Source organism: Bacillus sp. MN7755, from assembly GCF_054771475.1.
Genome location: NZ_BTRL01000015.1, coordinates 352,977 through 378,782 on the forward strand (window position 1 = coordinate 352,977; position 25,806 = coordinate 378,782).

The window sequence follows — 25,806 nt, forward strand, 5'->3', positions numbered from 1 at the left end:
CAAGCTCTAGAGAATAGACCGTCTAAATTCCGGCTATATTGTTAATGAGGTGAAATGAATTGAAGCTACTAATAGGAACATTACCCATTGTATTATCATTTGTTTTTTATTGGCTTGCTAAGCAACCTACAATCCGTGTTGCGTTACATATTTCAGCGTACTTGACTCTGTATGTACTCGGAACAATTATTTCTATTAATATATATGAGGTTTTAATACAAGATTTAGTTTTTATGACAAGCATTCATGGGATTTTACTAAATCCATTTTTTCTTATATCAGGAGCGTATATAGGGATATACACTTTGTACCTACTTTTGTCCTACATGATTACAAATATGAAAAATGGAGCGTAATGAAATGCAACCACCGTTCATCTGTCATACATGCAAAAAAAGAATTGCGCGAAAGAAAGATCTTATTACTACCACATGGTACTTCCGCTTTTATGTATTTCACAGTGATTGTTTTAAACGACAGCAAGTTTTCATCTCACGATTTATCCCTGTGAATACACTTATTAATTTCTTTCTTATTATATATGGGCTGATTGTTGGTAGCATTCTTATGATTGCAGAGCCATCTATCATTTGGCTTATTTTCTTATTTCCCATTTTATATCGGTTTCTTTCCTATTATTATGTTGAACGTTTTTTCTCTAAATGAAAGTTAGACTTTCCTTTAGGAATACTTAAACATTCCCACTCGTTTTCTTTTAACATTTTACCGATGTAAATCATTTGTCCAATATGCAAAGCATAATGAGAATTTTGTCTTTCAATTGCTTGCATGACAGTATGTGCTTCACCGCGAATATATACCGTCTGTATTAAATGTTCCGGCGTTAGCACATTCATCGTTTTAAAAACATATTCCCAACCTTCATTCCATGCTGCGAGTACCTCTTCCTTAGAAGAATAACCACCTTCAAATTCAGCATCTCGGTTACGATCTATTTTTTCACCGTCAGATGTTAAAAAATCCGTCCATCTAGAACGCATATTACCGTGCAGATGCTTAATTATGATCGCTATGCTATTTGTTGCTTCATGAGAAGACCATTCAATCTGTTCATATGATAATTGTGAAAGCACCCGTTCCCCTTGTTTCTTTGTTGCTTCAAAATTCGAAATGGCACATTGTAAATATTCACGTCCAATATCCATGCTCCCCCGCCTTTACACTAACTAATTTTTGTTCCATTTGGTAATTCCATATTAGGCTGAAGTAATACAACATCCCCCGCTTCAGGTACTCCTCCTAATACTAGTACTTCCGATTTGAACCCAGCTACACGCTTTGGCGGAAAGTTTACAATCGCAACGATTTGTTGACCCACTAAATCTTCTGGATTATACCTTTTCGTAATTTGAGCACTCGACTGTTTTATCCCAATTTCCCCAAAATCAATTTCTAGTTTAATCGCTGGCACCCTCGCTTCTTTAAATTCCTCTGCATGTATCACCGTTCTAATCCGCAAATCCAAAGTTAAAAAATCTTCAAAATTAGCCATTATATCATTCCTCCCCATTATTACTTAGACAAAATACAAAAATCCCCTTTAAAAAAAGAAAGGCGCCTAAGCACCTTTCTTTTGTAATTCACTTGATTCATTTGACTTATAGAAGAAGAAACCGAGAATCCCGCCAATACATGATGGAATTAACCATCCGATTCCTTCGTTATATAACGGTAACATTTGTAGTACATTAGAAATCGCGTCAATTTTAATCTTCGCACTTTCTAAACCGTTAAAGAAACTAATCAACAACGCACCTAAAATAGCTCCAATATAAATGGTATTACGCTTCCCAATCCATTTATGGAAGTAAGAAAGTACGATTAATACGATTGCAACTGGATAAATGATCATTAACACTGGTAAAGTAACTGCGATTAATTGTGTTAAACCTAGGTTAGATACAATTAAACTAAACACACATACCATTGTTACAATCGTTTTATGCGAAAGTTTTGGGAATAAGTTTGTAAAGAAACCAGCACAAGCTGATGTTAATCCAACAGAAGTTGTTAAACAAGCAAGTATAATAACAAGTCCTAATAAAATTTTACCACTTGTTCCATATAACTCATTTACAACATTCGTTAAAATAAGTCCACCATTCTCCGATACACCAAGTGATGTACTTGTTGAACCAAGATAAGCAAGTGATAAATAGATTAACGTTAAACCAAGTACAGCAATAATACCTGATACTACTGTTATTTTTGCAATTTGATTACTCTCTTTTATTCCTTTAGAGCGGATAACTTGTACAACGACAATTCCAAATACAAGCGCACTAATTGCATCCATCGTTAAATATCCTTGAATAAAACCACCAAAGAAAGCATTTTCTTTATATGCCGCTAGCGGCGCAGCTGGTTCTCCAATCGGATCAATAATTGCCTTTCCGACAATAACAGCAACAATCAATACTAATACTGGTGTAAGAAATTTCCCAAACCAATCCACTAATTTAGATGGATTTAAAGATAAATACCACGTTATTCCGAAGAAAATTATCGTGAAAAGAAATAGCATGTACCACTCTGAAACCAATGCCTCTGATAAAAATGGCTTCATACCCATTTCATATGAAACGGCTCCAGTACGCGGAATCGCGAAAAATGGTCCAATCGCTAAATAACTAATTAATGGAAAAACAAACGCAAATATAGGGTGAACTCTAGAAGATAGCGCTTTCAAGTCCCCCTCTACAAACGCGACAGCTGTTACAGCTAATAGGGGTAATCCGACTCCCGTTACAAGGAATCCAATTGTAGCAACCCAAACATTCTCTCCAGCTTGTTGCCCTAAAACTGGTGGGAAAATTAAATTTCCTGCTCCTAAAAATAGTGCAAATAACATTAAACCAATTGCTACCGTATCACCTGGCCTTAAACGTCCCTTCATGCTTTTCATTTGCATAGCACTTTTTCATTGTTTATCTCTATTTTCACAATATGCTATGCATCCTCCTCTCTGCTCAAGATGATAAAATATGCCCCTTACAAAGCAGTGTCTTTCTCCATAATTTCTCCATTCCCCTTATTCTTACTCTAATTATTAATTTTGATTTTTTTGAATATTTAACTCATTAGAGTGGTATTACGTGGAGTAAAGTTGTCAGACCTCTTTGTTTTTATCACACATATAGTAACATATTTAGTTGAAAAATAAAAACATATTTTCAAATTGATTTTTTCGAAAATCAAAATTATCTACATTTTTTATTCTTTTGCACAAATATTATAACAATCTCATCTATTATTCTATCGTTATTTTCAAATAACTTTATACGCGCAACATAACAAAAGCCATCCAACATAATTAGACGGCTTTTGCATGTTAATCTATCGTTTCAACTTCACGTGGATTTTTCATTTCTTCCACATACACAACTCTAAATCCGTGATCTTCTAAATCTTTCAATAACGTCTCTAATTCACCGTCGTTAAACTCTTCTCCTAATGTAAACATAATTCTACGAACTAATAAGGCATCATTATCAAAAGTCATTAAACTTTGGATACCTGTATATTTTTTTAATACTGTCGATAATTTTTGAATTGCTCCATTATAATCCTGTGTCCCAATCATGACAGAATATTTACTAGAATGCACACCCCAAGCATCTTCTAATAACTCAAAAACTTTTTTATGCGTTAAAATCCCAAGAAAGACTCCTTTTTCATCAACTACTGATAAATAAGGTAATTTTTTTATTGTAAAAAATACTTTAAAGAACGAAGAATCTTCTCTCACATATCCTTCTTTATCGTTTAATAATTGTAATACACTCTCTTCCAGTGAACCTTTATATTCTAAAATATCTACTTTATATATATTCCCTAAATATTTCTCTTTTTTTTCATCTAAAACTGGTACACAACGATAGCCAGTTTTATTTAAATGCTCCAGTGCTTCCCCTATTGTAATTGAACTTGAACAAAATAAAACTTCCCTTTTCGACACATAATTCCCTTTAATTCTCATAAACAGCCTCCTTATGTTAAAATACTTTCTGTGCCATAACTATATTATATTTTCACAAAAAAATAAATAATTTATTTTACTTTTCTGAATATTTTTCATTTTCTTGTCATAATTTATTCACGTTTCATTCACTTATATCTCTACAATACCAAACGTTCTCTCGAAACTTCTTTAAGAAAATATATTGTAACTTACGCCGAAAACAGCTAAAATAAGAATAAGAATTTTCTGAATATTCTAAGAGTAGGTGATTACATGTCTTTATTACGCTCACATATTTGTAAATTTACAGTTGGTGTTCTTATTATATTTATCATTAGTCCTATTCCGTCATTATTTATTACACATAAATACTCATACTTCACTGGCTTTATAAGCATTTTTCATAACTTCGCACAGCTTTCTTCTATGACAATTCCAAAGATTGATTGGATGCACGAATCTATCTTTTTCTCAGCAAATGAGATGGTACATACTTCTAATCATTCAACTCCATTATTCCCTTACATATGGGAAATATATTTTTTATCGATTGTTCGTTTTACCTTTACTCTTGCGATCGGATTCTTCATCAGTTTAGGGATCGGCCATTTATTTTTTAAAGCACCTCATTCGGTTAAAAAGTTCCCTTCTTTATTAAGATGGATACCATACTCTTTTTGCACTGTATTATTACAATGTTCAGTCTTATTACTACTCCTATACATCGCAAAATTTATAAAGCTTCCTTACTACTCATCTTTAATCATCGTTTGTAGTACTTCCATGATTATCGTTATGCAAGCAATAAAAAAATGGGTTCCTTTCTTAAGTAACACAAATGAATATGAAATAAAACAATCTTCTTTTCTTGTAGATACATTGTTTTTAGCTCTTACTTCGAATCATAAATCAATTTTAGGCTCCATTATTATTTCATTCCTTTTTATGGAATGCGTTTTTCACGCAAGCGGACTATTGCAATTTATCGTTCAATTCGGCGGAAATGCACCTGTTATTGTTACAATTAGCTTATTACTTTTGTATATCCCGTATTGCATACTCTCATTCCTTCAAACACTATGGACGACAAACCACTTTAAACAACAGTCATACGCTTTAACGAGAAGTATTTCAAAACCTTAATTTGAAATAACCCTCTATAATCTGAAAGTAGGGGGTTATTCCTTTTGTATAGCGGACAAAATAACAGCAAATTCAAAAACTATTACAGAAACATACCAATATTTACCCTTTTCCTTTGACTATTCTTTTCGTTTGGATTTATTATAAAAGTATAACATAATTGCAGGAGGTGACATCTTTATTCCAAACTATGGAATAGAGAACACACTTGGACATATTAAATATTTTTCTCATCTTTGTACTTATCCTTATTTCCGGCTTTTTCGTTGCATCAGAATTTGCTGTTGTAAAAGTACGAAAAAGTCGAATTGACCAGCTTGCAAATGAAGGCAATAAACAAGCTTTAGCTGCAAGAAGTGTCATTTCTAATTTAGATGTTTATTTATCAGCTTGTCAGCTCGGGATTACCATTACTTCTTTAGGACTAGGTTGGCTTGGTGAACCGACTGTGGAACATTTACTACGACCGCTCTTTGAAAAGATTAATATTACTGGAACAATGGCAAATACTTTATCCTTTATAATTGCCTTTAGTGTTATTACATTTTTCCATGTTGTATTAGGTGAATTAGTTCCAAAGTCTTTCGCAATCCAAAGAGCAGAAGCAATCACACTTAAGTTTGCACGACCACTTATTTTATTTGATAAAATTATGTATCCGTTCATTTGGCTACTTAATAGTACAGCTATCTTTTTCACAAAACTACTCGGTTTAGAGCCTGCGAAAGAAAATGAACTTGCCCATTCTGAAGAAGAATTACGACTCATTTTAGGTGAAAGTTTCAAAAGCGGCGAAATAAACCAAACCGAATATAAATATGTAAATAATATTTTTGAATTTGACGACCGAGTTGCGAAAGAAATTATGGTCCCTCGTACAGAAATGATTTGCTTATCTACTGAAAATACGTTAGAAGAAAATATGGATATCGTCGCAACTGAAAAGTATACACGCTACCCTATCATCGAAAAAGATAAAGATGATATTATCGGTATGATCAATACGAAAGAAGTATTTCATGATCAAACGAAAGGCATTCATAAGCCACTTGAATCTTACATACATCCAGTACTAACAGTATTTGAAACTGTTCCAATTCGTAAAACACTGGTACATCTACAAAAGAATCGCGTTCAGATGGCAATCGTTATGGATGAATATGGTGGTACTGCTGGACTTTTAACAATGGAAGATATTCTTGAAGAAATCATTGGAGAAATTCAAGATGAGTTTGATGCAGATGAATCACCTATGATTGAAAAACGTACGCCGAAGCTTACTGTTTTAGATGGAAAAGTACTTATTTCTGAAGTAAATGATATGTTTGGCTTACATATTGATGAGAGCGACTTAGATACAATCGGAGGCTGGCTACTATCTCAGGCAGTTGACGTAAATATTGAAGCTGGCTACTCCATCGAATATGCCGGTTTTCAATTTAAAGCATTAGAACTTGATGGACATCAAGTCAAAAAAATTGCTGTACATAAATTAGATATAAAAAAGGAGTTATAAAGTGACTGTTTTCTTAACAATCTGTATCATTGCCTGTTTCATTATTTCATTTCTAGCTTTTATTTATCCTATTATCCCCGGCATCCTAGCTGTCTGGGCTGGATATTTCATTTACCATTTTGGTATAAATGGCGGAGAACTAACGATTTCTTTTTGGATTATTCAAGCTATTTTCACACTATTCATTTTCGTTGCTGATTTTATTGCAAATGGATATTTCTTAAAGAAATACGGTAGTTCTAAATGGGGAGAACGTGTCGGAATGATTTCTATCATTGTTGGATCTTTCTTCTTCCCACCATTCGGACTTATTATCATACCGTTCTTATCGGTATTTATAACCGAATTAATGCATAAAAAAGCGCCAAAAGACGCTTTTCTAGTAGGAGTTGCTACTGTAGTTGGTTTTTTAAGCAGTACAGTAGCGAAAGCCATTCTCCAAATCATTATGATTATCATATTTGTATGTTATATCGTCTTTTAACCATCCCAATTTCGGGATGGTTTTTTAATATGAAATACCTACTCGACTATTCTCATATTTGTTTTTACTACACAGATTCCACGTAAATTGTGCTGTATCACCAACTGTTATTTTCGCACCACCTTCTGGTAATACATCTTTTTCAGTCCGATATACACCTGTCACATCACCGTCTATTAAATGCGTTGGACAAACGACCGTCCAACATAAATTACTACTACTAAGTATCTTATATGCAGCTAAATGATCTTCTGCTGCTGTTGTCGTTTTCCTTTTTGATTCCGTTGATTGAAAACGATATAAATTTAGATTTGTTCTTGCTTGTAAAATACCAGCTGTTCCTATTGTAATGATTTTATGAACCCCTTCTTTTTCCATTTGCTTTATAATTTGCGGCATACTTTTCGTTAACGTCCCATTTTGATCCGTTCCAAGTGCACTAATTACTATATCGCTTCCTTCTATCGCTTTCTTTATATCATTTGCGTTCAATACATTACCTTCTATAACTTGTAATCTTTCATGATATATTTCTATTCTATTTAAATCACGCGCTAATGCAGTCACTTCAGCTGAATCCTTTAATGCTAATTTTATTATATTTGAACCTACTCTCCCTGTTGCTCCCAATATACATACTTTCATTTGTTTTCCCCCTCTTTCATTCTTTCTCTATTTTTCAATAATCTCAATCAATTTACAACAAAAAAGCTTCCTCACATATAAGAGGAAGCTCTATTATTACATTATTTCTTTTCTTTAGAATCCGTAGACTTCTCAGTTCCACTTGTTTCTTTATCCTTTTTGTCCTCTTGTTGTGTTGTTGTATCGTCTTCTTTCTTCTTGTCCTCATCTTTACTACAACCTACCATTAATAAAGAACTTGCAAGTGCCATAGCAGTTAATGATTTAACCCATTTGTTCATTTGCGTTTCCTCCTTTTGATAGAATATGTACAATCCCATATTACTCTCTATTTTTAAAGGAAAGATTGACAAATAGTAAATAAACGGTAAATTTTTGTAAATTTTCTAATAATAAATATGTAAACCTAATCATTTTTCTCTACGAAAAATAAAAAACTAAGGCGCCTATCTTTCCGCCTCAGTTTCTTATGCAAACTTCTCATTTTCATATACATGTTTAATCTTATACTCTTTCTTCACAACATATTGCCATACACTATAGGCATAACGGTTCATTTTTAGGAAGCAATTTTCTAAAAACGAACGAAATTCTGGATTTGCAACTTCAACTGCCACTTGAGCAAACTTTAACGCTAACCGTTTTAAATGCGCAATATAACAAGTTGCTATTTGGATATCTCCTGAATATTTACTATCAGTTTCCTCCTCCATTCCATGCAAATGAAATGAAATTGGTTCACAGGTTATATGCTGTATATTCTCTCCTTCTTGAAAATTCACTTGTTCATTATACGCTTGCAACATATATGGTAAATGATGCTGTAATAGCTCCTTTAATTCTTCATCTCTTACCTCTCCTGTATACTTCCCAACCTTGTATATAAGCATATAACTATATCTCATTAGTTCTTTCATACAATCCATGAAAGTGCCTCCCTTCTCTTTTGTCTATATACTATAAATATGATGCTATAACATTTGCTATTCTTGCTAAAAACCAATCCCATTTACTAATTTTCTCAAAATCTTCTTCCGAAAATTTTTTTGATTTATGAAAGTCTTCTTTTAATCGGTTCCATACGTCCGCTGTTACTCCCTTATCATAGATAATACAATTAGACTCCGTATTTAAATAAAAACTTCTATTATCAAAGTTTGCGGTACCAATATCAACAATTTCCCCATCAATGATTGTTACTTTCCCATGAAAAAAACCATTCTGATATTGATAAATCTCCGCTCCAGCATGTAACATGTCTTTCAAATACGGATAGGCAGCTTGTTTTAACAATACTGCATCACTTTTAAATGGTACGAGAATTTTCACATTGACACCGCGGTTTAATGCATCTTTTAACTCTTTCATCATTTCTTTACTTGGTACAAAATATGGCGTTGCAATAATTAAAGACGTTTTAGCCTGCTTTAAAAGTGCTCCATATTTTTCCCATAAACCTTTTCCATCTGAAAATAAATATTGATATTTTACATGCCCAATTGCAGGTAAACTTTCATGTATAGGCATTTTTTCTCCTGTATCTTCTTCCCAGTCAGTTACAAATTTTCTTTCCATATCCGTGGCACCATTCCCCTTGACTCGTACATGATAATCACGCCACGGGCCAAATTTCGGATTTTGTCCAAGGTACTCCTTTCCAATGTTAAAGCCGCCGACATATGATACTTTTCCATCTATCGTAACGATGCGTCTATGGTTCCGTTGGTGCAACGAATAGAATAAATGTTTCAATTTAGGTTTTTTACTAAACGTAAACTGGACACCATTGCTTTTTAGTTGATGAATTATCTTTTTCTTCAGCTTATATCCGCCTATTCGATCGACTGACAATTTCACTTCTACTCCGCTCGTTGCCTTTTTCTCAAGTAACTGCAAAAACTCTTTGCTTATTTCATCTTTACCTACAATATAAAAATGGATATACACGTACTTTTCTGCATTACGTATATCCTCAAATAATTTCTTATATAACTCTTCACCGTTCGTATATAGTTGAAATTCACCTAATCGAACTTGTCCTACTTCATATTCACTAGCCATTTTTTTCCCCATTTCCACATCGATGTTCATCCAAATGAATACACCTACTAAAAAAAGGAGTACAGCGAAAAAGTGTTTCATGGATATTTTCCTTTCTCCACTTACTGTTATTTCTATATCTTCCCTTTTTTAATACATTATCATTCAAGAAAATATGTCATTACATGATATATGTCCATATCAAACGATAGCTCATTTGCATATTGTATGTTGTATCTTAAAATAAAAGGAGGAAATAACAATGGGCTTCGCACATGGTAATGGATTCGCGCTATTAGTCGTATTATTTATCCTCTTAATCATCGTCGGTGCTGCTTGCTTCTGCTAAGTAGTTATCGTCATATGATATGTGGATGAAAAAACTATAAAAGCGGACACCTATTTTTAGGTGTCCGCTTTTCATATGAAAAACATTTCAGTCCGTTATAATATCTTTAACGACTAAATATTCAACTCAAAAAGTTAGTAATGTGGCTACTTTCTTACTCTCCGCCTTACGTATATGACGTTGTTCTGCACGCAACACAGCAATGCGATGTAATTCTTTCTCTTCTTCTGTTTCAGGGATTACTCGAGGAACTGGAACTGGATTATTGTCCTTACTAAGTGCAACGAAAGTAACAAATGATGTTGCTGCTATACGTTTCTCACCTGAAATTAAATCTTCTGCTACTACCTTCACAAATACTTCCATAGAAGTTCTACCCGTCCAAATTACAAAAGATTCATAACTAACACAATCAGTAGAACGAACAGGATGTAAGAAATCTACCCAATCCATTGATGCTGTGACACATTCTTTTCTTGCATGCCTCGTTGCTGAAATAGAAGCAACCATATCCATCTCGGCTAATATCTTTCCACCAAATAGCGTATTGTGATCATTTAAATCTGTTGGAAATACTCGGCTCGTTTTAAACACTCTAGACTCATTAGCTGTTTTTCCCTTTACTTCAGTCATTGTTATCACCTCTTTGATTATTTAATCCGCTATTTGCAGACATTACGACTCCCACCACAAAATTCGGCTGGAGCAAAGAAGTTTGGCAAGAGTTTCATTTTCCATTAACACTAGAACCGTATGAGCTTATTATCACTACACGTTTAATATTAACAACATTCAGAACTTTTAGTCCACAAAAAAGAACCGATGTTATCAATCGGCTCCTCTAAATACATATTGTTCTTTCGGCTGTTCAACTTTATTCCATTTCGTTACTTCTAAAACAGGAATGTTCGCATGGAATGGCTGATAAAATTCAGTAGAAATTTCTCCCTCTATTTGAATCCAATCATCGTTTTTCCATTCTACACCTTCTGGCTTTTTCACTAACATACCATATACACCAGAATCCGCTACACAATGTATAATACCAAAACGGAATAAGAAATATTGTTCTTTTTTAGAAGAATCATCTTTGAAAACAAACCCTTTAAATGATAACTTTTTCCCAGTAAACTCGCCAGGATAATTATAAATTGTTTCCATTCCCTTTAGGAAATTTTCATCATTTAAAGTAACACTATCTTTCGTTACAAACTCTTTCTTCCCTTTTTCCATTACACCACGGTATCCTTCTTTCCCGTAATAAATACTCGTGTCAGGCCTTAAGAATTGCCTTGTCATAAACGGATCTTTACTTTCTGCTTGCGCAACAGGAAAATGAAATCCTTTCGCCTTAACGATATCTGAATCTAACGTTGCAATCGGGAAAAACAATCCTGAGACAATCGGAAAGCAGAACAATGTATATGAGAATGCTTTTTTCCACCATGTGTTCTCATCTTTTGAATGATCATGCCCGCAATGGTTATGGTCACAACTACAATCCTGTTTCCCTTGTTCTTTCTGGTGTTCTTTTTGGAAAACGATAATAATTTGAACGACCGTTAAAAAACCTAAAATAATAGCTGCTGTTATTGATAAATAGGCATACTTCATATTGATATACTTCGTAATATTACCTGAAATATGAAGCTGCGCGATTAAGATTGTAAAACCTAATAATATATATGCTCGAAACATAACCTACCACCCCATCGCATAAATGAGTAGTGAGCTTGCATAAACAACAAGTGTAACTGTAATTGTAACGACAATTACAAATTTTGTTTTAAATGTCGCAAGCATCATAAACATATTTTTAATATCCACCATCGGTCCATATACGAGAAACGCGACAAGTGATGCTGTTGAAAATGTACTTTGGAATGATGAAGCAATAAACGCATCCGCTTCTGAACAAAGTGATAATATATATGCAAGTCCCATCATAACTGCTGGTGAAGAGAACGGCCCTTGTCCTATAGCAAGAAGTGTTGAAGTTTGTACGAACGTTTGAACTGCAGCTGCAATTAACGCACCTAATACTAAATATTTTCCCATCGAGAAAAACTCCTCAACAGCATGCGTACATACATCCCACATTTTTTTACGTAATGGACGCATATGATTCACTTCTGGGAAGTGATCATCTCGTAATTGATGTTCTTTAAACATAAATGATAATATAATTCCAACGATAATTGCTACGATAATCGCTACAATAGAACGATACCATACCATGTGCATACTACTTCCAAAGGCAACGTATGTTGCAAATAATACAACTGGATTAATGATCGGTCCAGTTAACATAAATGCAATCCCCGCATATGGTGGAACACCTTTTCCAATTAATCGTCTTACAATCGGAACGATTCCACATTCACAGCCCGGAAACATCATACCTAAAAAAGTAGCTACTAAAACAGACAGAAATCGGTTTTTCGGCATCCATTTTGCTACCATATCTTCTGTCACAAACATTTGAATGAATCCTGAAATAAATACACCAATGAGCACAAAAGGAAGTGCTTCGATCAATATGGAAATAAAGATTGTATTCATTTGCAGGAATGCTTTCGGTAATTGAAACAATTCCATGATGTATTTCCTCCAACTTTTCATTAACAATATGTAATTTTAACCCCATTTTATTAATTGGACAAGACTTATACGGAATTCCTACCTTTCATATACATTACATTTTATAAGTTATATTCTATTCAAAACTTTGGATTTCATAGCAAAAAAGCTGCTCTAGCGCAGTTATACAACTATGCTAGAGCAGCTTTCTTTTCATTAAAAGTAACGTTTCTTCCAAAAAACAAATGCTAATGTGAAAGATAGTGTTACACATATTATAAGTACAATTACAAAGCCATGTGCTTCTCCTTCAAACGGAACCTTTACGTTCATTCCAAAGAAACTAGAAACCATCGTTGGTAACGATAAAATGATTGTAATAGACGTTAACAGTTTCATAACACTATTTAAATTATTTGATATAACGGAGCTAAAAGTATTCATCATTCCACTTAAAATGTGACTATATATTTCCGCCATTTCAATAGCCTGTTTATTTTCAATTAATACATCTTCTAATAAATCTTGATCGTCTTCATACATTTTTAAAAATGTACTGTTACGCATTAGTTTTTGAATTACAATTTTATTTGCCTTTAATGATGTTGTAAAATAAACTAAACTTTTTTCAAGGCCTAGCAATGTGAAAATCTCTTTATTTTTCATCGACTTATTTAATTGATGCTCTAAATCGATTGTTTTTCTGTTAATTTGCTTTAAGTATCTTAAATAATAAGTAGAAATCGTATATAAGAGCTGAAGTGCAAAGCGTGTCTTTTTAAACGTATAAAATTCTTTAATACGTTGATTAATAAAACGTTCAAAAATTGGATTTTCTTCTAAACAAATTGTCACAAAGCAATCTGGCATGACAATCATCCCTATTGGAATCGTGTCATAAATCGAATTTCCTTCTTCATCATGTCTAACTGTTGGAATATCCACGATTATTAAAGTATTATTGTCTTCCTTTTCAATACGAGAGCGTTCTTCATCATCTAAAGGGTCTTTAATGAAATCTAAGTCTACATTTAAAGTTTGTACTAGATATTGAATTTCTTCTTCCGTTGGATGAAGTACATTAATCCAGCAACCCTTTTGCATTTCCTCAACCTCTTGTAGTTTTCCGTTTCGGTCTGTTAAATAAATATTTAACATACTATCACCCCGATTCTTTTTACATGTAGGAATCTACCTCTCTTACATAACAGTTTTTGAACCGCCATTCTCAGCATATGAAACATACGTTTAAATTTCAATAGAAAAATTATTTTGAAAACGTTTTTATAAGAAAAATATTATAAAGTGAAACTTTAATCAGTGGGGGGCTTCATCCCCCCACTGATTATTAGTTGAACCAATCGGGCTTTTACGGGCAGTTGATCCCAACCAAACTTCTTTTCTTTCGCTGAATTTTGAGGTGAGGATCTTACTGCCCGTTAAAGCGGGATAAACAAAGAAAAAGACAGAGTGCTCTCTGCCTTAAAAAGCTTATGTTGCCTTTATAACATATTTAGAAAGCATCCACAAGTTAAAGCCAACCGAAATCGTATAACCAGCGTATGTTGAAATAATAAAACTTACATAATCGAAATACGGAAGCAATACAATATTTAAAACTATCTTCACAATAATTCCTATCACTAATCCTAGCACTGTTTTCTGTTGTTGATTAATTCCTTGTAACATAGCAGCCGTTACTGTAAAAAGAGAAAATAGTATACAAGCAGGAGCATAATACTGTAATATAAGGCTGCCCAGCTCTGGATCATTCCCCGCGCCAAATAAAAGAGTATAGACCGGTTTTGCTAACACCATCATTCCAATTGCCGCTGGTACCGTAATCCCTACAACTAATACATTCGTCCTTGTAAAATGTTTGTACAGTAACTTCACATTTCCTGCTGTATAAGCTTTTGTCATCTCAGGTACGAGTGACATACTAAAAGCAGTCGCAACGGAAACTGGGATAAGTACAACCATTTGAACAAGTCCAATTATTGCATTTATCTTCTCCGCTTCTCCTTGCATATATCCTATTTGTATAAGTAATTTATTAATTGTAAATGTGTCAATCGTCTGATATAACGGAATTGCTAAACCAACCACAACAAATGGTATTGAATATGTAAAGAGCTCCTTATATAGTGAGAAAAAAGATTTCGTTGTTTGTGGTATACTTGCCATTTCCTTTTTCTTTAAATGCCTTCTCCTTCTTATATAATACGCACTTAAAACAGTTAATCCACCTACCGCTCCCATAAAGGCACCGAACGTTGAAATACCCACTGCTAGCGAGACAGAAGCTTTTAAAATATATAAAACGACAAAGCTTCCTATCAAAATGGTTAGAACCCGAAAAAATTGCTCTACAACTACACTTAGAGCAGAAGGCCCCATCGATTGAAATCCTTGAAAGAAGCCCCTTAATAAACTCATTACTGGCACAAGTATTAACGCAAAACTCACAATTCGAATATTAGTAGTGACCGCCCCTACACTATTCCCCGTTTGATCGTTTCCATCAATTACAAGTTTAGCTAAATGTGGAGCTAGCATATATAAAGCAAAACACGAAATAATTCCCATTATAAACATAAATACGATTCCACTTTTCAACACTCTCTTAACCGTATGATAATCATTCAGTTGATCATATTTTGATACCATTTTTGAAACTGCAAGTGGTAGTCCCATCGTCGCAATGCTGAGCATAATGGTATATGGACGATATGCATACGTGTATAAAACGTACCCACTTGTACCGACCATAGCTGTAAATGGTATCACATATATAAACCCTAACATTTTAGATATCATCGTTGCCATTGTTAAAAATATCGTTCCACGTATAAACGGTGACCCTTTCATCACATTCCTCCGCTACGCTTTATTATTATACATTATGGACAACTCTTTTTTTTAGAACCGAAACAAATAAAAAAAGCCAATGAAAAATCATTGACTTTAACGCGCTGCTTTTTTCTTTTTGAAATACTTTGAGCCGAAGTATAGAGCAACAAAAAGAATCGCTCCTATAATTATGTAATGTGTGTAATCAGATGCATACTCTTTAATATGTCGCCAATTTCCACCAAGCTTTTCACCTAAATATATAAATAGTATTGACCATGGAATAATCGCAACTACTGTATACAGTGTGAATAGTTTTAACGGCATTTTAGCTAATCCTGCTGGAATAGAAATAGCATGACGTACTACTGGAATAAAGCGCGCAGAAAAGATTACTCCTGCTCCATAACGCTTAAACCAATTTTCTGCTATGTCTAAATGGTGTTTATTAATAAGTAGATATTTTCCATATTTCTCTACAACTGGACGTCCTCCATAGTACCCAAGCCAATATAAAAATATTTGAGCTAAAGTACCACCGATTGTTCCCGCAATAACTGCACCGACAAAACTAATTTTACCATCTGCGACTAAAAAACCAGCATACGAAAGTACAATTTCACTCGGGATAATTTCAATCATTAAAGCTAGTGCTACTCCAAAGTAACCTAAGCTTGCAAAAAATTGCAATAACTGATCTATTATGCTTGCTAACATTTTATTTTCTATCTCCTTTTTTCTTCACATACCATCCCATTATTACATAAAGGTTGCATTCTGCCAATATCTTCATTCCAACAATATCATCGGTATAAGCATTATTAATCTATTAATGTTTCTTTCTGAGGTTCTTTCATGTAAGCAAACATTTCTTTAATTTGCTCTTCTGTATTTCTAGCAATCGATAAATTAGGTAATTCATTCTCACCAAAAAACTCCACATCTTCTGTTTCAATACTAGTTTTCTTTTCACCACCAATAATCTTACAGGCAATAAAAATTTTATATACATGTGTTGCTGAAGGTGATGGTTGATGTTTTTCTTTATCAAATATAGCGAGTAGCTTAAAATCATCTACTTCATAACCCGTCTCCTCTAAAACTTCTTTTGCTGCTACTTCTGTCGGCGTATAACCGATATCAGCCCATCCACCTGGCAATGCCCATTTCCCATCACTTTTTTCTTTCACCAATAATAGTTTATCATTTTGAAAAACAACTGCTCTTATATCAACTTTTGGTGTTTGATAGCCTGTCTCACTTGCAAATAACTTCTCTACAACTTCCCAATCTGTCTTTGTGTAATGTGACATCATCGAAATGGAAATATCCCGTAATTGTTGGAAACGCTCTATATCATACACATCCTTAGAATACGTTAAACCTGCTTGGGCTATAGATTGTATTTGTTTTACCCAATCAATCCATTTTACCGTCATGCTTTTACATCCCCCATTCTCTTTCAAGTGAATATTAAGTCAATCCCACCAATACATCTTTATTATACAAAAAAAGAGATTGATAATGTTCCAATCTCTTTCAAAATTAATCCAATTCATGTAAATGATCTTGTATATACTTTCTTCTTTTATTTATATATTCCTCAATCATATCAGCTTCTTGGTCAAATGTTTCTAATTTTTCTTTCATATATGGATCTTGTAGTAAATAAGGACGAATCGACTCACACAAACTTTCTACTTTCGGCATCATAAATGAAACGGTAAATTGTTCTGCTAATATTTCTTCCAAAATATCTCGGTATTGCTTTCTAAATACAGGTATATCTAACAATCTTGCACTTAACGTGTTATAACCTTGAATACGAATATATTCATGATTAAGTGGTCTCCCTTGTACATCTCGCCCCCAAGTCGCATCATAATCCCACGGTATCACTTCAAATAAATTTGTTTCATCATTATGATATAGTGCATAGTTATGAACGAAACCATCAAAGTTTTGTGTAAAAATAACGCCAGCTAACCATCGTAAATATTTATCAACATGCAAAAACTTCCCAATTTCTTTTTCATAAGATTCCCTCGACAAAGCGTTCGCTTGAAATACAAATTCACTCAGCTGTTCTTCACTATTTTCATTCGAATATTTAAATTCATAACCCGCAAAGAGCTCGGTCTTAACATCTTTATCTCTCTCACTCATTAAAGAAAAATTCGCATCATCATCTATCGCATAATAAATAGAACCACTCGGTAATCCTCTATTTTTCAAAAAGTTTTCATCAACTGATTCTAACTGTAAATATACACCTTGAATTTGACCATTAATTTTTATAAATACATGTTGTGATTTCGGTGAAAGTACACCAATATCATGAAAAAAGTCTAAAGATAATTTATTTCGTATGAGAGATGGATCCATAAACTCAGAATTTAAATGAATCTCTTTAGCGCCTTGAAATTTTTTCGGTTTATAAAACATAACATGATAAGACTTTTTCTCAAATTCACGAATATGAGCACCCCGGTATACGATATCAATATCATACTTCTTTTTTCCATAAGTTAATTTTGCTGGTACTGGACTGTCTGACCAAATGTCTTTTTTCAATTCCACTAAGTACATTGGATGAATAAAAAAATCATATGAAGGTAGCATGTTTTCTCATCCCTTCTCAGTTCTCTTCATTCAATGTATGCGCCTTGTCTTGTCCATACATCCGCTATCATCTATTTATATAAAATTACACTCTTGTCCTGTTCAGAAAGACTTCATATCTCATATCATGTTAAGGAAAAAGAATACCTTTTCAACTTAATACATGATAAGGAGGATTTCTATGAAACGTGATATTAGAAAAGCGGTTGAAGAAATCAAAAGTGCTGGGATGGAGGATTTCTTACACCAAGATCCAAGTACTTTTGAGTGCGATGATGATAAATTCTCTCATCATCGATGTACAACAGGATGTAAATGTACAACTGGGGGTAAATGTCCAAGAACAAGATGTACTCGCGTGAAACATTGTACGTTCGTTACAAAATGTACGCATGTAAAAAAATGGACATTTGTTACAAAATGTACTCGTGTACGCGTTCAAAAATGGACGTTCGTTACGAAAGTGACACGTAGAAAAGAATGCGTTTTAGTTACGAAAGTGACGCGTAGGAAGCATTGTACATTCGTTACAAAATGCATCCGCTTTGAAAAGAAATTTTTCTGGACAAAACGAAGTTTCTGTAAAAAATGCGAATTCTTCCCTCATAGACATGGTGGCTCTTGTGATGATTCATGCGATCATGGTAAAGACTGTCACGATGATGGACACAAATGGAATGATTGCAAAGGCGGACATAAATTCCCATCTTGCAAAAACAAGAAATTTGATCACTTCTGGTATAAAAAACGTAATTGCTAGTTTTTATGCCTACAAAAAAAGGCCGTTTTGCGGCCTTTTTTACGTTTATTGAAAATGACTTATATCCGCAAATTGCTTCACTTCACCTTTACCGTCTTCAAATTCTATTATACTTAGACTAGCACTATGCATAAATGGCTCATCCCACACATTTTCAATTTCAATACCCGCAAAATGTCCTACAAGTAGTTTTGCAGCTGCCGCATGGGAGACAATTAATATACTTTCTCCTTTATGCTTTTCTAAAAGAAGCTGTATCCCCTCCATTACCCTTTTATGAACAGCCTCAAAATTTTCTCCTGATGTGGACTGAAAAAGATGTGGCTCATACCAAAATAACTGTATGTCGTCTGGGTATTGCCTTTCTATATCATCAATTGTCTGTCCTTCCCAAATCCCCATGTTAATTTCATAAAAATGCTCATCCGCGATTATCGGCATATCACGATCGCCCTTTATTAACTCTGCAGTATGAAGGGTTCTTTCACTCGGACTACTATAGATTGCATTGATAGATAAATCTTTCATTCTATCTCCTAATTGCTTAGCTTGTAGCATACCGTTTTCAGTTAAAGCAGAATTTTTCCGCCCTTGCATTCGCTTCGCTACATTCCATTCTGTTTCACCGTGCCTTGTTACATATACAGTTGTCTTCACTTCAATTCCCCCTTACCATGTTGGCCGTAATTCCCACGGTTCTACTCGTCCTACAATCCATTCATCACAATTACTTTCAATTCCATCAATTACCCCATCCGATATTTCTTCATGAGTAAGCCATCTTCCGTATGTATCTTCTAATATAAAACCTAATATTATTCTATGATAGCTACATCGCGTACCGCCTATTTTTTGTGAGGCTATTCTCGACGCTTTACTGCCTAAAATATGAAGAACGTTGTATGTTTCAGACGACATGTCTAATTCTCTACAAATGAGTGATAACGCATCCTTCGCACTTGAATGTATCCACGCAACAACTAATGTTATTGGGCCATTCCTCTCAATTGTACTTGTAATAGCTAGCTTTACATCGTCATCATTATGATAATCTAACGGAAGGCATGTGACACTTTCTGGTATAGCACTCTCCCGCTTAACATTTTCTAATTTCACTTCATCTCTTCCAATAATAGAAACATGAAACTCTTGCTCACAAAGCCACATAGAAACTTTCTTTAACATTCCTGTTCCACCAATTACTAGCGCATGCAACTTTTTTCTCCCTTAATAAAATGTCATATGAGGTTTATCTTCCCTATAATAATTAAGTCGGTCTTGCAATGACCCTGAATGAAACTCAAATTTGTGACCATCAGGATCTACAAAATATATAGAGTCACAATCTTTCACATCACGTTCTCTTCCTTGTAAAATATGAACTTTGTTTTCTTCTAATCGCTGCTGTAGGCGTTCAAAGTCTTTCTGTTCAACTGAAAACGCAATATGCGTATAAGATTGATGAATCTCATTTCTAGGAATATGTGTTTCTTCATTAAGTGCTATCCATACTCCACATATATTAAAATATGCAAGCTTTCTCCCTTTAACTAATAATTCTCCTTCTAGTACTTTTTCGTAAAATGTAATAGAATCTTCTAAATTAGATACTGAAAAACAAAGATGATTGATTCCTTTTAACAACTCTAATTCCTCCTATACAAATAAAAGATGAGCGAAAATTCACTCATCTTTTATTATACTATTTCTTTGTAATATATGCCCATTTATAACTGAAATCTCCACCAAACGTATGATTTGCAATACCTTTTACGTATGGTTTCTCTAAATATGCGGTACTTTGTTGGTACGCAGGAGAAATGGCAGCATCTTGACCAATTAAGATTTTTTCAGCTTCTGCAAGTGCATTCCAGCGGGCTTTATCATCTTTTAATAGCTCTCCTTTTGATTTCGCTACTAAATCATCATACTTCGGATTAGAATAATCCATTTCATTAAATGAGCTTCCAGTAACAAACATATCAATATAAGTCATTGGATCTGGATAGTCCGGACTCCATGCGGATAATGAGAATTCATATTCAAATTTCTTTTCTAACTCTAACTTCTGCTTATATGGCTGTTGTTTCAAATTCACTTTAATACCCGGTAAATTTTTCTCTAACTCTTCTTTAATAAAGTCGCCCACTTTTTTACGACTACCGTTATCATCATTTAGAAATTCTACTGTAATTGTATCTTGGCCAAGTTCTTTCTTCGCTTCTTCCCATAATTTTTTTGCTTTTGCTGCATTATCTTTACTGTCACGGAAATTTTTATTTACAGTACGGAAATCTTTCCCATCTGGTCCTGTCGTAAATTTTTCAGGTACTAAGAAATATGCTGGCAATGATCCGTCATTTAAAATAACATTTGCAATTCCTTTTTTATCATATGCCAGATCAATTGCTTCACGAACTTTTTGGTTTTTAAACGTTGCATTTTTTTGGTTAAAGCGCAAGAAATACATACGTGGATCTAACTTCGTTTTAAATTCATCTGGCTTATTCTTTTTATATTTATCAACAAATTCAGAACTTAAAATAACACGGTCTGCTTGATCACTATCATATAAATTCACTCCCGTGCTCGTTTCCTTCACAATATTTACATTAATTTCTTCTAACTTCACAGTATCTTTATCCCAATAATTAGGGTTTTTCTTTAACTGATAACTTCGTTCATGTTTCCATTCACTCATCGTAAATGGTCCATTGTATAATAGTTTATCTGCTTCTAATGCATATTTATCTCCTTGTTCTTTCACATATTTTTCATTTAAAGGGAAAAATGTTGGGAATGAAGTAAGCTCAAGGAAATATGGTGCTGGTTGTTCTAATTCTACTACTAATGTTTTATCATCCTTTGCTTTCACTCCTAATTGATCTAACGGTAATTCTCCTTTATTGACTTTCTGTGCATTTTTCACATCAAATAAAATAAATGCATACTCAGCTGCCGTTGCTTTATCTAATGCGCGTTGCCATGCATATACAAAATCTTGTGCTCGAACTGGATCGCCATTAGACCACTTTGCGTCTCGTAATTCAAATGTATATGTTTTTTTATCTTCACTAATTTTCACGTCTTTTGCCATACCTGGAGTTGGTTTATTATCCTTATCTAAACGATATAATCCTTCCATTGCATTTACAAAGGCACGGAATGACACAGAGTCTGTTGATTTTGACGTATCCATTGAAGGAATTTCTGCTGTTTCTAGTAAGTTTAATACTTGCTTATCTGCTGCTCCCTTACCTGCTTCTTTCTTCGTTGTAGATGCCTTCTCCCCATTTCCGCAACCTGCAACTAATACACTAGTCGATAATGCAACTGCAGCAATCGTTGTTACCTTTCTCTTCATTCTTCCTTCCCCCAATCTATATGTATACATGAAAGCCAGTATAATATATATTATTATACAAAAGATTCAGATTATTTCAAATATTATTTTCATATACACAAAAAAAGAAATGGATAGAGCGCTCTTCCATCCATTTCTTTTTCTATTTCTTTTACTTGTAATCCATCTTCTATGTCAAATGGATTTTGGACTTTAAATATTTCGTCCAATATCTTCAAAAATTCTTCCTCATTTTTAGATTCTCCATTAATCGTAAGTGAGTACGGCTCAATCTCACCCAATTTATAATCAACAATAAATTGGATTCTCACCTTTTTCCTTGCCATATCAGGACTATTTCCTTGGAATTCTACTAATTCTAATCCTTCCGTTCCGCGATAATATACCCAATCTGGATTTTTAAAGTAATTTTCAAATGATTCACCAATGGAAAAGAACGGATATTCATATAGCGAGCTTGTACGAACTTTTTGAATAATATCTCGATCAGTCGGGAAAAAGAAATGGCTGAAAAAAATACTAGCAACTGCTAAAATCGTAACAATTGTTGCTCCCATTTTACTCGTTCCACCGCTATCACGAATGAGGTAATTCTCCACCGATGCATCTTGAATTTCCCGTGCTTTTATTCGATATATACGTCTTTCTGCAAATTGATAATATAATCCATTTGCAAAAATCGCCATTCCAAATAAAATAAAAACAAGTAATAGAAACGTAAGAGGCACCATATTAATGATTGGCAATGCTACGTTGAAGCCCATATAATAAGAAAACGCATCACATGCTACTAATAACAATAAAAATAAAGCTGCAGGTAAATAATACTTACGATATCCAAGCCAACCTACATTGAAAATAGCTGCCCAACCATTCCAGCTCCACCTAGCAATCCGCTTTTCCTCAAGCTCCCACTTCCTTTTGTAATACGGATACTGTCTCCCTACATATACTTCTAATTCTTTATCTATTAGTAAGCTTCCTTTATCTTGTTCATTGTGCAAGTTACGCTGACAACTTGTACAATTTAATTGGTCATTCGAGCAAGGTTGCCCACAATTTATACAGTTCAAAACAATCCCTCTTCCCATCCATACGTCATTTCAAAATACCTTCGTGTTTTAATAACCACTCTTTCCTCCATAAACCACCCGCATACCCGACAAGCTTCCCGCTCTTCCCTATTACACGATGACACGGAACGATAATTGAAATTGGATTACGACTATTTGCTCCTCCTATCGCTCGTACAGCTTTCGTATTTCCGACCTTCTCTGCAATATCTAAATATGAAGCACTTACGCCATAAGGAATAGTATAGAGCGCATCCCATACATTTTTTTGAAATGCTGTTCCCTCGGCAGACAACGGGACCGTGAACTCTTTTCTATTCCCCTTAAAATATTCATCTAGCTCATTTATACATTGATCTATCATTTCGTTTGTAATTTCTTCTTGTCTCTCATCAACAAATATAACAGACGTAATTCCTTTATCGTTCGCTGTAATTTCCAGCAGACCTAATTCACTTTCATAATAAGCCTGGTACATATGTCATCCTCCAATTCAATTCATATTAATTATTGTAACACGAATAGACAAAATTTTTCGTATAAGCGTTTTATTAGGGAAACAAAAACGAGAATGATACAATGTAAGAAAATTCAATCTAGGAGGCTATTGGATGAATTCCGAACTTTTTTCACCTTATACAATTAAGGACGTTACATTAAAAAATCGTATCGTTATGTCACCTATGTGCATGTATTCGTCAGAAAACGAGGATGGCCAAGTAACTAATTTCCATCTCGTTCATTACGGAACAAGAGCTGCTGGTCAAGTTGGTTTAGTTATGATTGAAGCAACAGCCGTATTACCTGAAGGGCGAATTTCTAATAAAGACTTAGGTATTTGGGATGATAGCCAAATTGAAGGCTTACATAAAACGACAACTTTTATACATGATAACGGTGCAAAAGCTGCCATTCAACTCGCTCACGCTGGAAGAAAAGCAGAATTAGAAACAGATGCGTTAGCTCCGTCAGCCATTCCATTTAATGAAACAATGAAAATGCCAATAGAAATGAGTAAACACCAAATTAAAGATACTGTATTAGCTTTTCAGCAGGCTGCAATACGATCAAAACAAGCTGGATTTGACGTTATTGAAATACACGGTGCTCACGGTTATCTTATTAATGAATTTCTTTCTCCGCTTTCCAATAAGCGGACTGATGATTATGGTGGTTCGCCTGAAAAACGATATCGTTTCTTACGCAAAATCATTGACTCGATAAATGAAGTTTGGAACGGACCGTTATTTGTTCGTATTTCAGCAAATGATTATCACCCTGACGGGTTAACGGTTCAAGATTACGTTCAGTATACGAAATGGATGAAAGAACAAGGAGTAGATTTAATCGATTGTAGCTCTGGGGCTGTTGTACCTGCACGCATCGATATTTATCCTGGGTATCAAGTACCATACGCTAAACATATTAAAAAACATGCTAACATTGCAACTGGTGCCGTTGGATTGATTACGACCGGGGCACAAGCAGAGCAAATTTTAAATAATAACGAAGCAGATTTAATTTTTATCGGACGTGAGTTACTTCGCAATCCTTACTTCCCAAGAATAGCGGCCAATGAACTTGGCTTTGAGTTAGAAGAACCGTATCAATACGAGCGAGCACCTGGGAAAATCAGTACAAATAAATAAAACCGAGAAGCTATCCTTCTCGGTTTTATTTATTCTATCGCTGTAATTTCATTCGAATTATAAATGTGGATACCCGATTCTTCTCGCAATGCAGTTATATACATCCCTTTCGCCACATCTTTAGCTGAAATTGGTTTATACTTTTTGAATGCCCCCTTAAATATAAAAGGAATCATACGAGATAATTTTTCCGCCATTCGTTCGCCAAAGCGAAATTCTTGTCGATTTCCTACTAATAAAGATGGCCTAAAAATGTGAATACCACCGATTACTAACTTTTGCAATTCCTCTTCCATTCTTCCTTTCACTTGTGAGTAAAAGAAAAACGATTTAGGATTCGCTCCCATTGAGGACACAACAAGGAAATTTTGCACCCCTTGTTTCTCAGCTAAACAAGCAGCTCTTAACGTATATTCATAATCTACCTTTTTGAAATTCGCCTTTGTTTTTGCTTTCTTGATTGTTGTTCCTAGACAACTAAATACGTCATCCACAGCAAAAAACTCTTTATATTCCTCTAATACCGAATAGTCTACTTGTTTTTGCTGTAACTTCTCATGTTGCCATTGTATTGGTTCTCTTACAAAAATAGTAACCGAATCGTAGTAATCTGATTCAAGTAATAGACGCGTTATTTCTTGTCCAACTAAACCACTTGCACCAAGTACTAACGCTGTTCGCTTATTCATATATGCATATACCTCTTATTTTACTTTTCTCTCCTTCAGTAAAATACAACTTTTAGG

The 25,806-nt window shown here is 34.2% G+C and carries 31 protein-coding genes; 8 read left to right on the forward strand and 23 right to left on the reverse strand.

Features of this window, described 5'->3' with window-relative positions; genetic code table 11:
• Positions 1-59: 59 nt before the first annotated feature.
• Positions 60-356 carry a hypothetical protein gene (locus ACYVEC_RS18505; RefSeq protein ID WP_063222757.1) on the forward strand — a complete coding sequence of 99 codons (297 nt, stop codon included), beginning with the start codon at positions 60-62 and terminating at the stop codon, positions 354-356.
• Between the two features lie 4 nt (positions 357-360).
• On the forward strand, positions 361-666 hold the full coding sequence (locus tag ACYVEC_RS18510; protein ID WP_142332752.1) for a permease: 306 nt from the start codon (positions 361-363) through the stop codon (positions 664-666).
• Here ACYVEC_RS18510 and ACYVEC_RS18515 read toward each other — a convergent pair.
• The 4 genes from ACYVEC_RS18515 to cbpA all read right to left on the reverse strand — a co-directional run bounded on the left by ACYVEC_RS18515 (position 639) and on the right by cbpA (position 4,000).
• On the reverse strand, positions 639-1,166 hold the full coding sequence (locus ACYVEC_RS18515; RefSeq protein ID WP_098555904.1) for a DUF1572 domain-containing protein: 528 nt from the start codon (positions 1,164-1,166) through the stop codon (positions 639-641). The two genes, ACYVEC_RS18510 and ACYVEC_RS18515, sit on opposite strands and share 28 nt — an antisense overlap.
• A gap of 17 nt (positions 1,167-1,183) precedes the next feature.
• Complete coding sequence (csaA, locus tag ACYVEC_RS18520; RefSeq protein WP_098555902.1) at positions 1,184-1,513, reverse strand: chaperone CsaA; 330 nt, start codon at positions 1,511-1,513, stop codon at positions 1,184-1,186.
• Positions 1,514-1,579: 66 nt separating this feature from the next.
• Complete coding sequence (gene brnQ4, locus ACYVEC_RS18525; RefSeq protein ID WP_420792411.1) at positions 1,580-2,917, reverse strand: branched-chain amino acid transport system II carrier protein BrnQ4; 1,338 nt, start codon at positions 2,915-2,917, stop codon at positions 1,580-1,582.
• A 435-nt stretch (positions 2,918-3,352) separates the two neighbouring features.
• Positions 3,353-4,000, reverse strand: a complete 648-nt coding sequence (gene cbpA, locus ACYVEC_RS18530) for a cyclic di-AMP binding protein CbpA (protein ID WP_063222760.1) — start codon at positions 3,998-4,000, stop codon at positions 3,353-3,355.
• A 255-nt stretch (positions 4,001-4,255) separates the two neighbouring features.
• Between cbpA and ACYVEC_RS18535 the strand changes: the two genes are divergently transcribed.
• The 3 genes from ACYVEC_RS18535 (at position 4,256) to ACYVEC_RS18545 (ending at position 7,125) form a co-directional block, all read left to right on the forward strand.
• Positions 4,256-5,125 carry a hypothetical protein gene (locus tag ACYVEC_RS18535; protein ID WP_063222761.1) on the forward strand — a complete coding sequence of 290 codons (870 nt, stop codon included), beginning with the start codon at positions 4,256-4,258 and terminating at the stop codon, positions 5,123-5,125.
• Positions 5,126-5,333: 208 nt separating this feature from the next.
• Positions 5,334-6,641 (forward strand): hemolysin family protein, encoded by a 1,308-nt coding sequence (locus tag ACYVEC_RS18540; RefSeq protein WP_063222762.1) that lies wholly within the window; start codon positions 5,334-5,336, stop codon positions 6,639-6,641.
• A gap of 1 nt (position 6,642) precedes the next feature.
• Entirely contained in the window at positions 6,643-7,125 is a 483-nt protein-coding gene (locus ACYVEC_RS18545; protein WP_000215662.1) for a DUF456 domain-containing protein, read from the forward strand.
• Positions 7,126-7,149: 24 nt separating this feature from the next.
• On the opposite strand, the gene ACYVEC_RS18550 is transcribed toward ACYVEC_RS18545, so the two are convergent.
• The 4 genes from ACYVEC_RS18550 to cls all read right to left on the reverse strand — a co-directional run bounded on the left by ACYVEC_RS18550 (position 7,150) and on the right by cls (position 9,912).
• Complete coding sequence (locus tag ACYVEC_RS18550; protein WP_063222763.1) at positions 7,150-7,770, reverse strand: NAD(P)-dependent oxidoreductase; 621 nt, start codon at positions 7,768-7,770, stop codon at positions 7,150-7,152.
• Between the two features lie 101 nt (positions 7,771-7,871).
• A complete protein-coding gene (locus tag ACYVEC_RS18555; protein ID WP_001045957.1) occupies positions 7,872-8,051 on the reverse strand; it encodes a hypothetical protein in 180 nt (59 codons plus the stop codon).
• 186 nt (positions 8,052-8,237) lie between these two features.
• Positions 8,238-8,696 carry a spore coat protein gene (locus ACYVEC_RS18560; RefSeq protein WP_460507681.1) on the reverse strand — a complete coding sequence of 153 codons (459 nt, stop codon included), beginning with the start codon at positions 8,694-8,696 and terminating at the stop codon, positions 8,238-8,240.
• A 31-nt stretch (positions 8,697-8,727) separates the two neighbouring features.
• Positions 8,728-9,912, reverse strand: coding sequence for a cardiolipin synthase (gene cls, locus ACYVEC_RS18565; protein ID WP_063222765.1), 1,185 nt, complete (start codon positions 9,910-9,912; stop codon positions 8,728-8,730).
• Between the two features lie 160 nt (positions 9,913-10,072).
• On the opposite strand from cls, the gene ACYVEC_RS18570 reads away from it, so the two are divergent.
• On the forward strand, positions 10,073-10,159 hold the full coding sequence (locus ACYVEC_RS18570; RefSeq protein WP_000505094.1) for a YjcZ family sporulation protein: 87 nt from the start codon (positions 10,073-10,075) through the stop codon (positions 10,157-10,159).
• 126 nt (positions 10,160-10,285) lie between these two features.
• Here the strand turns inward: ACYVEC_RS18570 and ACYVEC_RS18575 are convergent, their stop codons facing one another.
• From ACYVEC_RS18575 to cotH, 8 genes are all read right to left on the reverse strand, one after another.
• Positions 10,286-10,792 carry an acyl-CoA thioesterase gene (locus ACYVEC_RS18575; protein ID WP_048559693.1) on the reverse strand — a complete coding sequence of 169 codons (507 nt, stop codon included), beginning with the start codon at positions 10,790-10,792 and terminating at the stop codon, positions 10,286-10,288.
• Positions 10,793-10,987: 195 nt separating this feature from the next.
• Entirely contained in the window at positions 10,988-11,857 is an 870-nt protein-coding gene (locus ACYVEC_RS18580) for a TIGR03943 family putative permease subunit (protein ID WP_063222766.1), read from the reverse strand.
• Between the two features lie 3 nt (positions 11,858-11,860).
• Complete coding sequence (locus ACYVEC_RS18585; protein ID WP_098555219.1) at positions 11,861-12,757, reverse strand: permease; 897 nt, start codon at positions 12,755-12,757, stop codon at positions 11,861-11,863.
• A 198-nt stretch (positions 12,758-12,955) separates the two neighbouring features.
• The gene (locus tag ACYVEC_RS18590) at positions 12,956-13,897 is read right to left on the reverse strand and encodes a magnesium transporter CorA family protein (RefSeq protein WP_000932392.1); all 942 of its coding nucleotides are present in this window, start codon (positions 13,895-13,897) and stop codon (positions 12,956-12,958) included.
• 333 nt (positions 13,898-14,230) lie between these two features.
• Positions 14,231-15,610: a putative polysaccharide biosynthesis protein gene (locus tag ACYVEC_RS18595; RefSeq protein ID WP_063222768.1), complete on the reverse strand. Its 1,380-nt coding sequence runs from the start codon at positions 15,608-15,610 to the stop codon at positions 14,231-14,233.
• 96 nt (positions 15,611-15,706) lie between these two features.
• Positions 15,707-16,309 carry an undecaprenyl phosphate transporter UptA gene (gene uptA, locus ACYVEC_RS18600; protein ID WP_098556288.1) on the reverse strand — a complete coding sequence of 201 codons (603 nt, stop codon included), beginning with the start codon at positions 16,307-16,309 and terminating at the stop codon, positions 15,707-15,709.
• 104 nt (positions 16,310-16,413) lie between these two features.
• Positions 16,414-17,031: an NUDIX hydrolase N-terminal domain-containing protein gene (locus ACYVEC_RS18605; RefSeq protein WP_098556286.1), complete on the reverse strand. Its 618-nt coding sequence runs from the start codon at positions 17,029-17,031 to the stop codon at positions 16,414-16,416.
• A gap of 106 nt (positions 17,032-17,137) precedes the next feature.
• Positions 17,138-18,214: a spore coat protein CotH gene (gene cotH / locus ACYVEC_RS18610; protein ID WP_063222770.1), complete on the reverse strand. Its 1,077-nt coding sequence runs from the start codon at positions 18,212-18,214 to the stop codon at positions 17,138-17,140.
• Between the two features lie 181 nt (positions 18,215-18,395).
• Between cotH and exsB the strand changes: the two genes are divergently transcribed.
• Complete coding sequence (exsB, locus tag ACYVEC_RS18615; protein WP_063222771.1) at positions 18,396-18,974, forward strand: exosporium protein ExsB; 579 nt, start codon at positions 18,396-18,398, stop codon at positions 18,972-18,974.
• A 45-nt stretch (positions 18,975-19,019) separates the two neighbouring features.
• On the opposite strand, the gene ACYVEC_RS18620 is transcribed toward exsB, so the two are convergent.
• The 6 genes from ACYVEC_RS18620 to ACYVEC_RS18645 all read right to left on the reverse strand — a co-directional run bounded on the left by ACYVEC_RS18620 (position 19,020) and on the right by ACYVEC_RS18645 (position 23,889).
• Positions 19,020-19,631 carry a phosphoserine phosphatase 1 gene (locus tag ACYVEC_RS18620; RefSeq protein ID WP_063222772.1) on the reverse strand — a complete coding sequence of 204 codons (612 nt, stop codon included), beginning with the start codon at positions 19,629-19,631 and terminating at the stop codon, positions 19,020-19,022.
• Positions 19,632-19,643: 12 nt separating this feature from the next.
• Positions 19,644-20,189 (reverse strand): short-chain dehydrogenase, encoded by a 546-nt coding sequence (locus ACYVEC_RS18625; RefSeq protein WP_460507691.1) that lies wholly within the window; start codon positions 20,187-20,189, stop codon positions 19,644-19,646.
• Positions 20,190-20,201: 12 nt separating this feature from the next.
• On the reverse strand, positions 20,202-20,618 hold the full coding sequence (gene fosB / locus ACYVEC_RS18630) for a FosBx1 family fosfomycin resistance bacillithiol transferase (protein WP_063222774.1): 417 nt from the start codon (positions 20,616-20,618) through the stop codon (positions 20,202-20,204).
• Positions 20,619-20,676: 58 nt separating this feature from the next.
• Positions 20,677-22,338 (reverse strand): peptide ABC transporter substrate-binding protein, encoded by a 1,662-nt coding sequence (locus tag ACYVEC_RS18635; RefSeq protein ID WP_063222775.1) that lies wholly within the window; start codon positions 22,336-22,338, stop codon positions 20,677-20,679.
• An 89-nt stretch (positions 22,339-22,427) separates the two neighbouring features.
• Complete coding sequence (locus ACYVEC_RS18640) at positions 22,428-23,411, reverse strand: DUF2628 domain-containing protein (RefSeq protein WP_142332797.1); 984 nt, start codon at positions 23,409-23,411, stop codon at positions 22,428-22,430.
• A gap of 25 nt (positions 23,412-23,436) precedes the next feature.
• Positions 23,437-23,889, reverse strand: coding sequence for a methylated-DNA--[protein]-cysteine S-methyltransferase (locus tag ACYVEC_RS18645; protein WP_098556281.1), 453 nt, complete (start codon positions 23,887-23,889; stop codon positions 23,437-23,439).
• A 133-nt stretch (positions 23,890-24,022) separates the two neighbouring features.
• Between ACYVEC_RS18645 and namA the strand changes: the two genes are divergently transcribed.
• On the forward strand, positions 24,023-25,060 hold the full coding sequence (gene namA, locus ACYVEC_RS18650) for an NADPH dehydrogenase NamA (protein ID WP_098556280.1): 1,038 nt from the start codon (positions 24,023-24,025) through the stop codon (positions 25,058-25,060).
• Positions 25,061-25,089: 29 nt separating this feature from the next.
• Here namA and ACYVEC_RS18655 read toward each other — a convergent pair whose 3' ends face one another.
• Positions 25,090-25,749 carry an oxidoreductase gene (locus ACYVEC_RS18655; RefSeq protein ID WP_098556278.1) on the reverse strand — a complete coding sequence of 220 codons (660 nt, stop codon included), beginning with the start codon at positions 25,747-25,749 and terminating at the stop codon, positions 25,090-25,092.
• Positions 25,750-25,806 lie beyond the last annotated feature (57 nt).

What these genes read in the sequence shown, in the direction of transcription:
- ACYVEC_RS18510 (WP_142332752.1), top strand. Translation starts at nt 361, where the DNA reads ATGCAACCACCGTTCATCTGTCATACATGCAAAAAAAGAATTGCGCGA.
- ACYVEC_RS18515 (WP_098555904.1), bottom strand. Translation starts at nt 1,166, where the DNA reads ATGGATATTGGACGTGAATATTTACAATGTGCCATTTCGAATTTTGAA.
- csaA (WP_098555902.1), bottom strand. Translation starts at nt 1,513, where the DNA reads ATGGCTAATTTTGAAGATTTTTTAACTTTGGATTTGCGGATTAGAACG.
- brnQ4 (WP_420792411.1), bottom strand. Translation starts at nt 2,917, where the DNA reads ATGAAGGGACGTTTAAGGCCAGGTGATACGGTAGCAATTGGTTTAATG.
- cbpA (WP_063222760.1), bottom strand. Translation starts at nt 4,000, where the DNA reads ATGAGAATTAAAGGGAATTATGTGTCGAAAAGGGAAGTTTTATTTTGT.
- ACYVEC_RS18535 (WP_063222761.1), top strand. Translation starts at nt 4,256, where the DNA reads ATGTCTTTATTACGCTCACATATTTGTAAATTTACAGTTGGTGTTCTT.
- ACYVEC_RS18550 (WP_063222763.1), bottom strand. Translation starts at nt 7,770, where the DNA reads ATGAAAGTATGTATATTGGGAGCAACAGGGAGAGTAGGTTCAAATATA.
- ACYVEC_RS18555 (WP_001045957.1), bottom strand. Translation starts at nt 8,051, where the DNA reads ATGAACAAATGGGTTAAATCATTAACTGCTATGGCACTTGCAAGTTCT.
- ACYVEC_RS18560 (WP_460507681.1), bottom strand. Translation starts at nt 8,696, where the DNA reads ATGGATTGTATGAAAGAACTAATGAGATATAGTTATATGCTTATATAC.
- cls (WP_063222765.1), bottom strand. Translation starts at nt 9,912, where the DNA reads ATGAAACACTTTTTCGCTGTACTCCTTTTTTTAGTAGGTGTATTCATT.
- ACYVEC_RS18570 (WP_000505094.1), top strand. Translation starts at nt 10,073, where the DNA reads ATGGGCTTCGCACATGGTAATGGATTCGCGCTATTAGTCGTATTATTT.
- ACYVEC_RS18575 (WP_048559693.1), bottom strand. Translation starts at nt 10,792, where the DNA reads ATGACTGAAGTAAAGGGAAAAACAGCTAATGAGTCTAGAGTGTTTAAA.
- ACYVEC_RS18580 (WP_063222766.1), bottom strand. Translation starts at nt 11,857, where the DNA reads ATGTTTCGAGCATATATATTATTAGGTTTTACAATCTTAATCGCGCAG.
- ACYVEC_RS18585 (WP_098555219.1), bottom strand. Translation starts at nt 12,757, where the DNA reads ATGGAATTGTTTCAATTACCGAAAGCATTCCTGCAAATGAATACAATC.
- ACYVEC_RS18590 (WP_000932392.1), bottom strand. Translation starts at nt 13,897, where the DNA reads ATGTTAAATATTTATTTAACAGACCGAAACGGAAAACTACAAGAGGTT.
- ACYVEC_RS18595 (WP_063222768.1), bottom strand. Translation starts at nt 15,610, where the DNA reads ATGAAAGGGTCACCGTTTATACGTGGAACGATATTTTTAACAATGGCA.
- uptA (WP_098556288.1), bottom strand. Translation starts at nt 16,309, where the DNA reads ATGTTAGCAAGCATAATAGATCAGTTATTGCAATTTTTTGCAAGCTTA.
- ACYVEC_RS18605 (WP_098556286.1), bottom strand. Translation starts at nt 17,031, where the DNA reads ATGACGGTAAAATGGATTGATTGGGTAAAACAAATACAATCTATAGCC.
- cotH (WP_063222770.1), bottom strand. Translation starts at nt 18,214, where the DNA reads ATGCTACCTTCATATGATTTTTTTATTCATCCAATGTACTTAGTGGAA.
- exsB (WP_063222771.1), top strand. Translation starts at nt 18,396, where the DNA reads ATGAAACGTGATATTAGAAAAGCGGTTGAAGAAATCAAAAGTGCTGGG.
- ACYVEC_RS18635 (WP_063222775.1), bottom strand. Translation starts at nt 22,338, where the DNA reads ATGAAGAGAAAGGTAACAACGATTGCTGCAGTTGCATTATCGACTAGT.
- ACYVEC_RS18645 (WP_098556281.1), bottom strand. Translation starts at nt 23,889, where the DNA reads ATGTACCAGGCTTATTATGAAAGTGAATTAGGTCTGCTGGAAATTACA.
- namA (WP_098556280.1), top strand. Translation starts at nt 24,023, where the DNA reads ATGAATTCCGAACTTTTTTCACCTTATACAATTAAGGACGTTACATTA.
- ACYVEC_RS18655 (WP_098556278.1), bottom strand. Translation starts at nt 25,749, where the DNA reads ATGAATAAGCGAACAGCGTTAGTACTTGGTGCAAGTGGTTTAGTTGGA.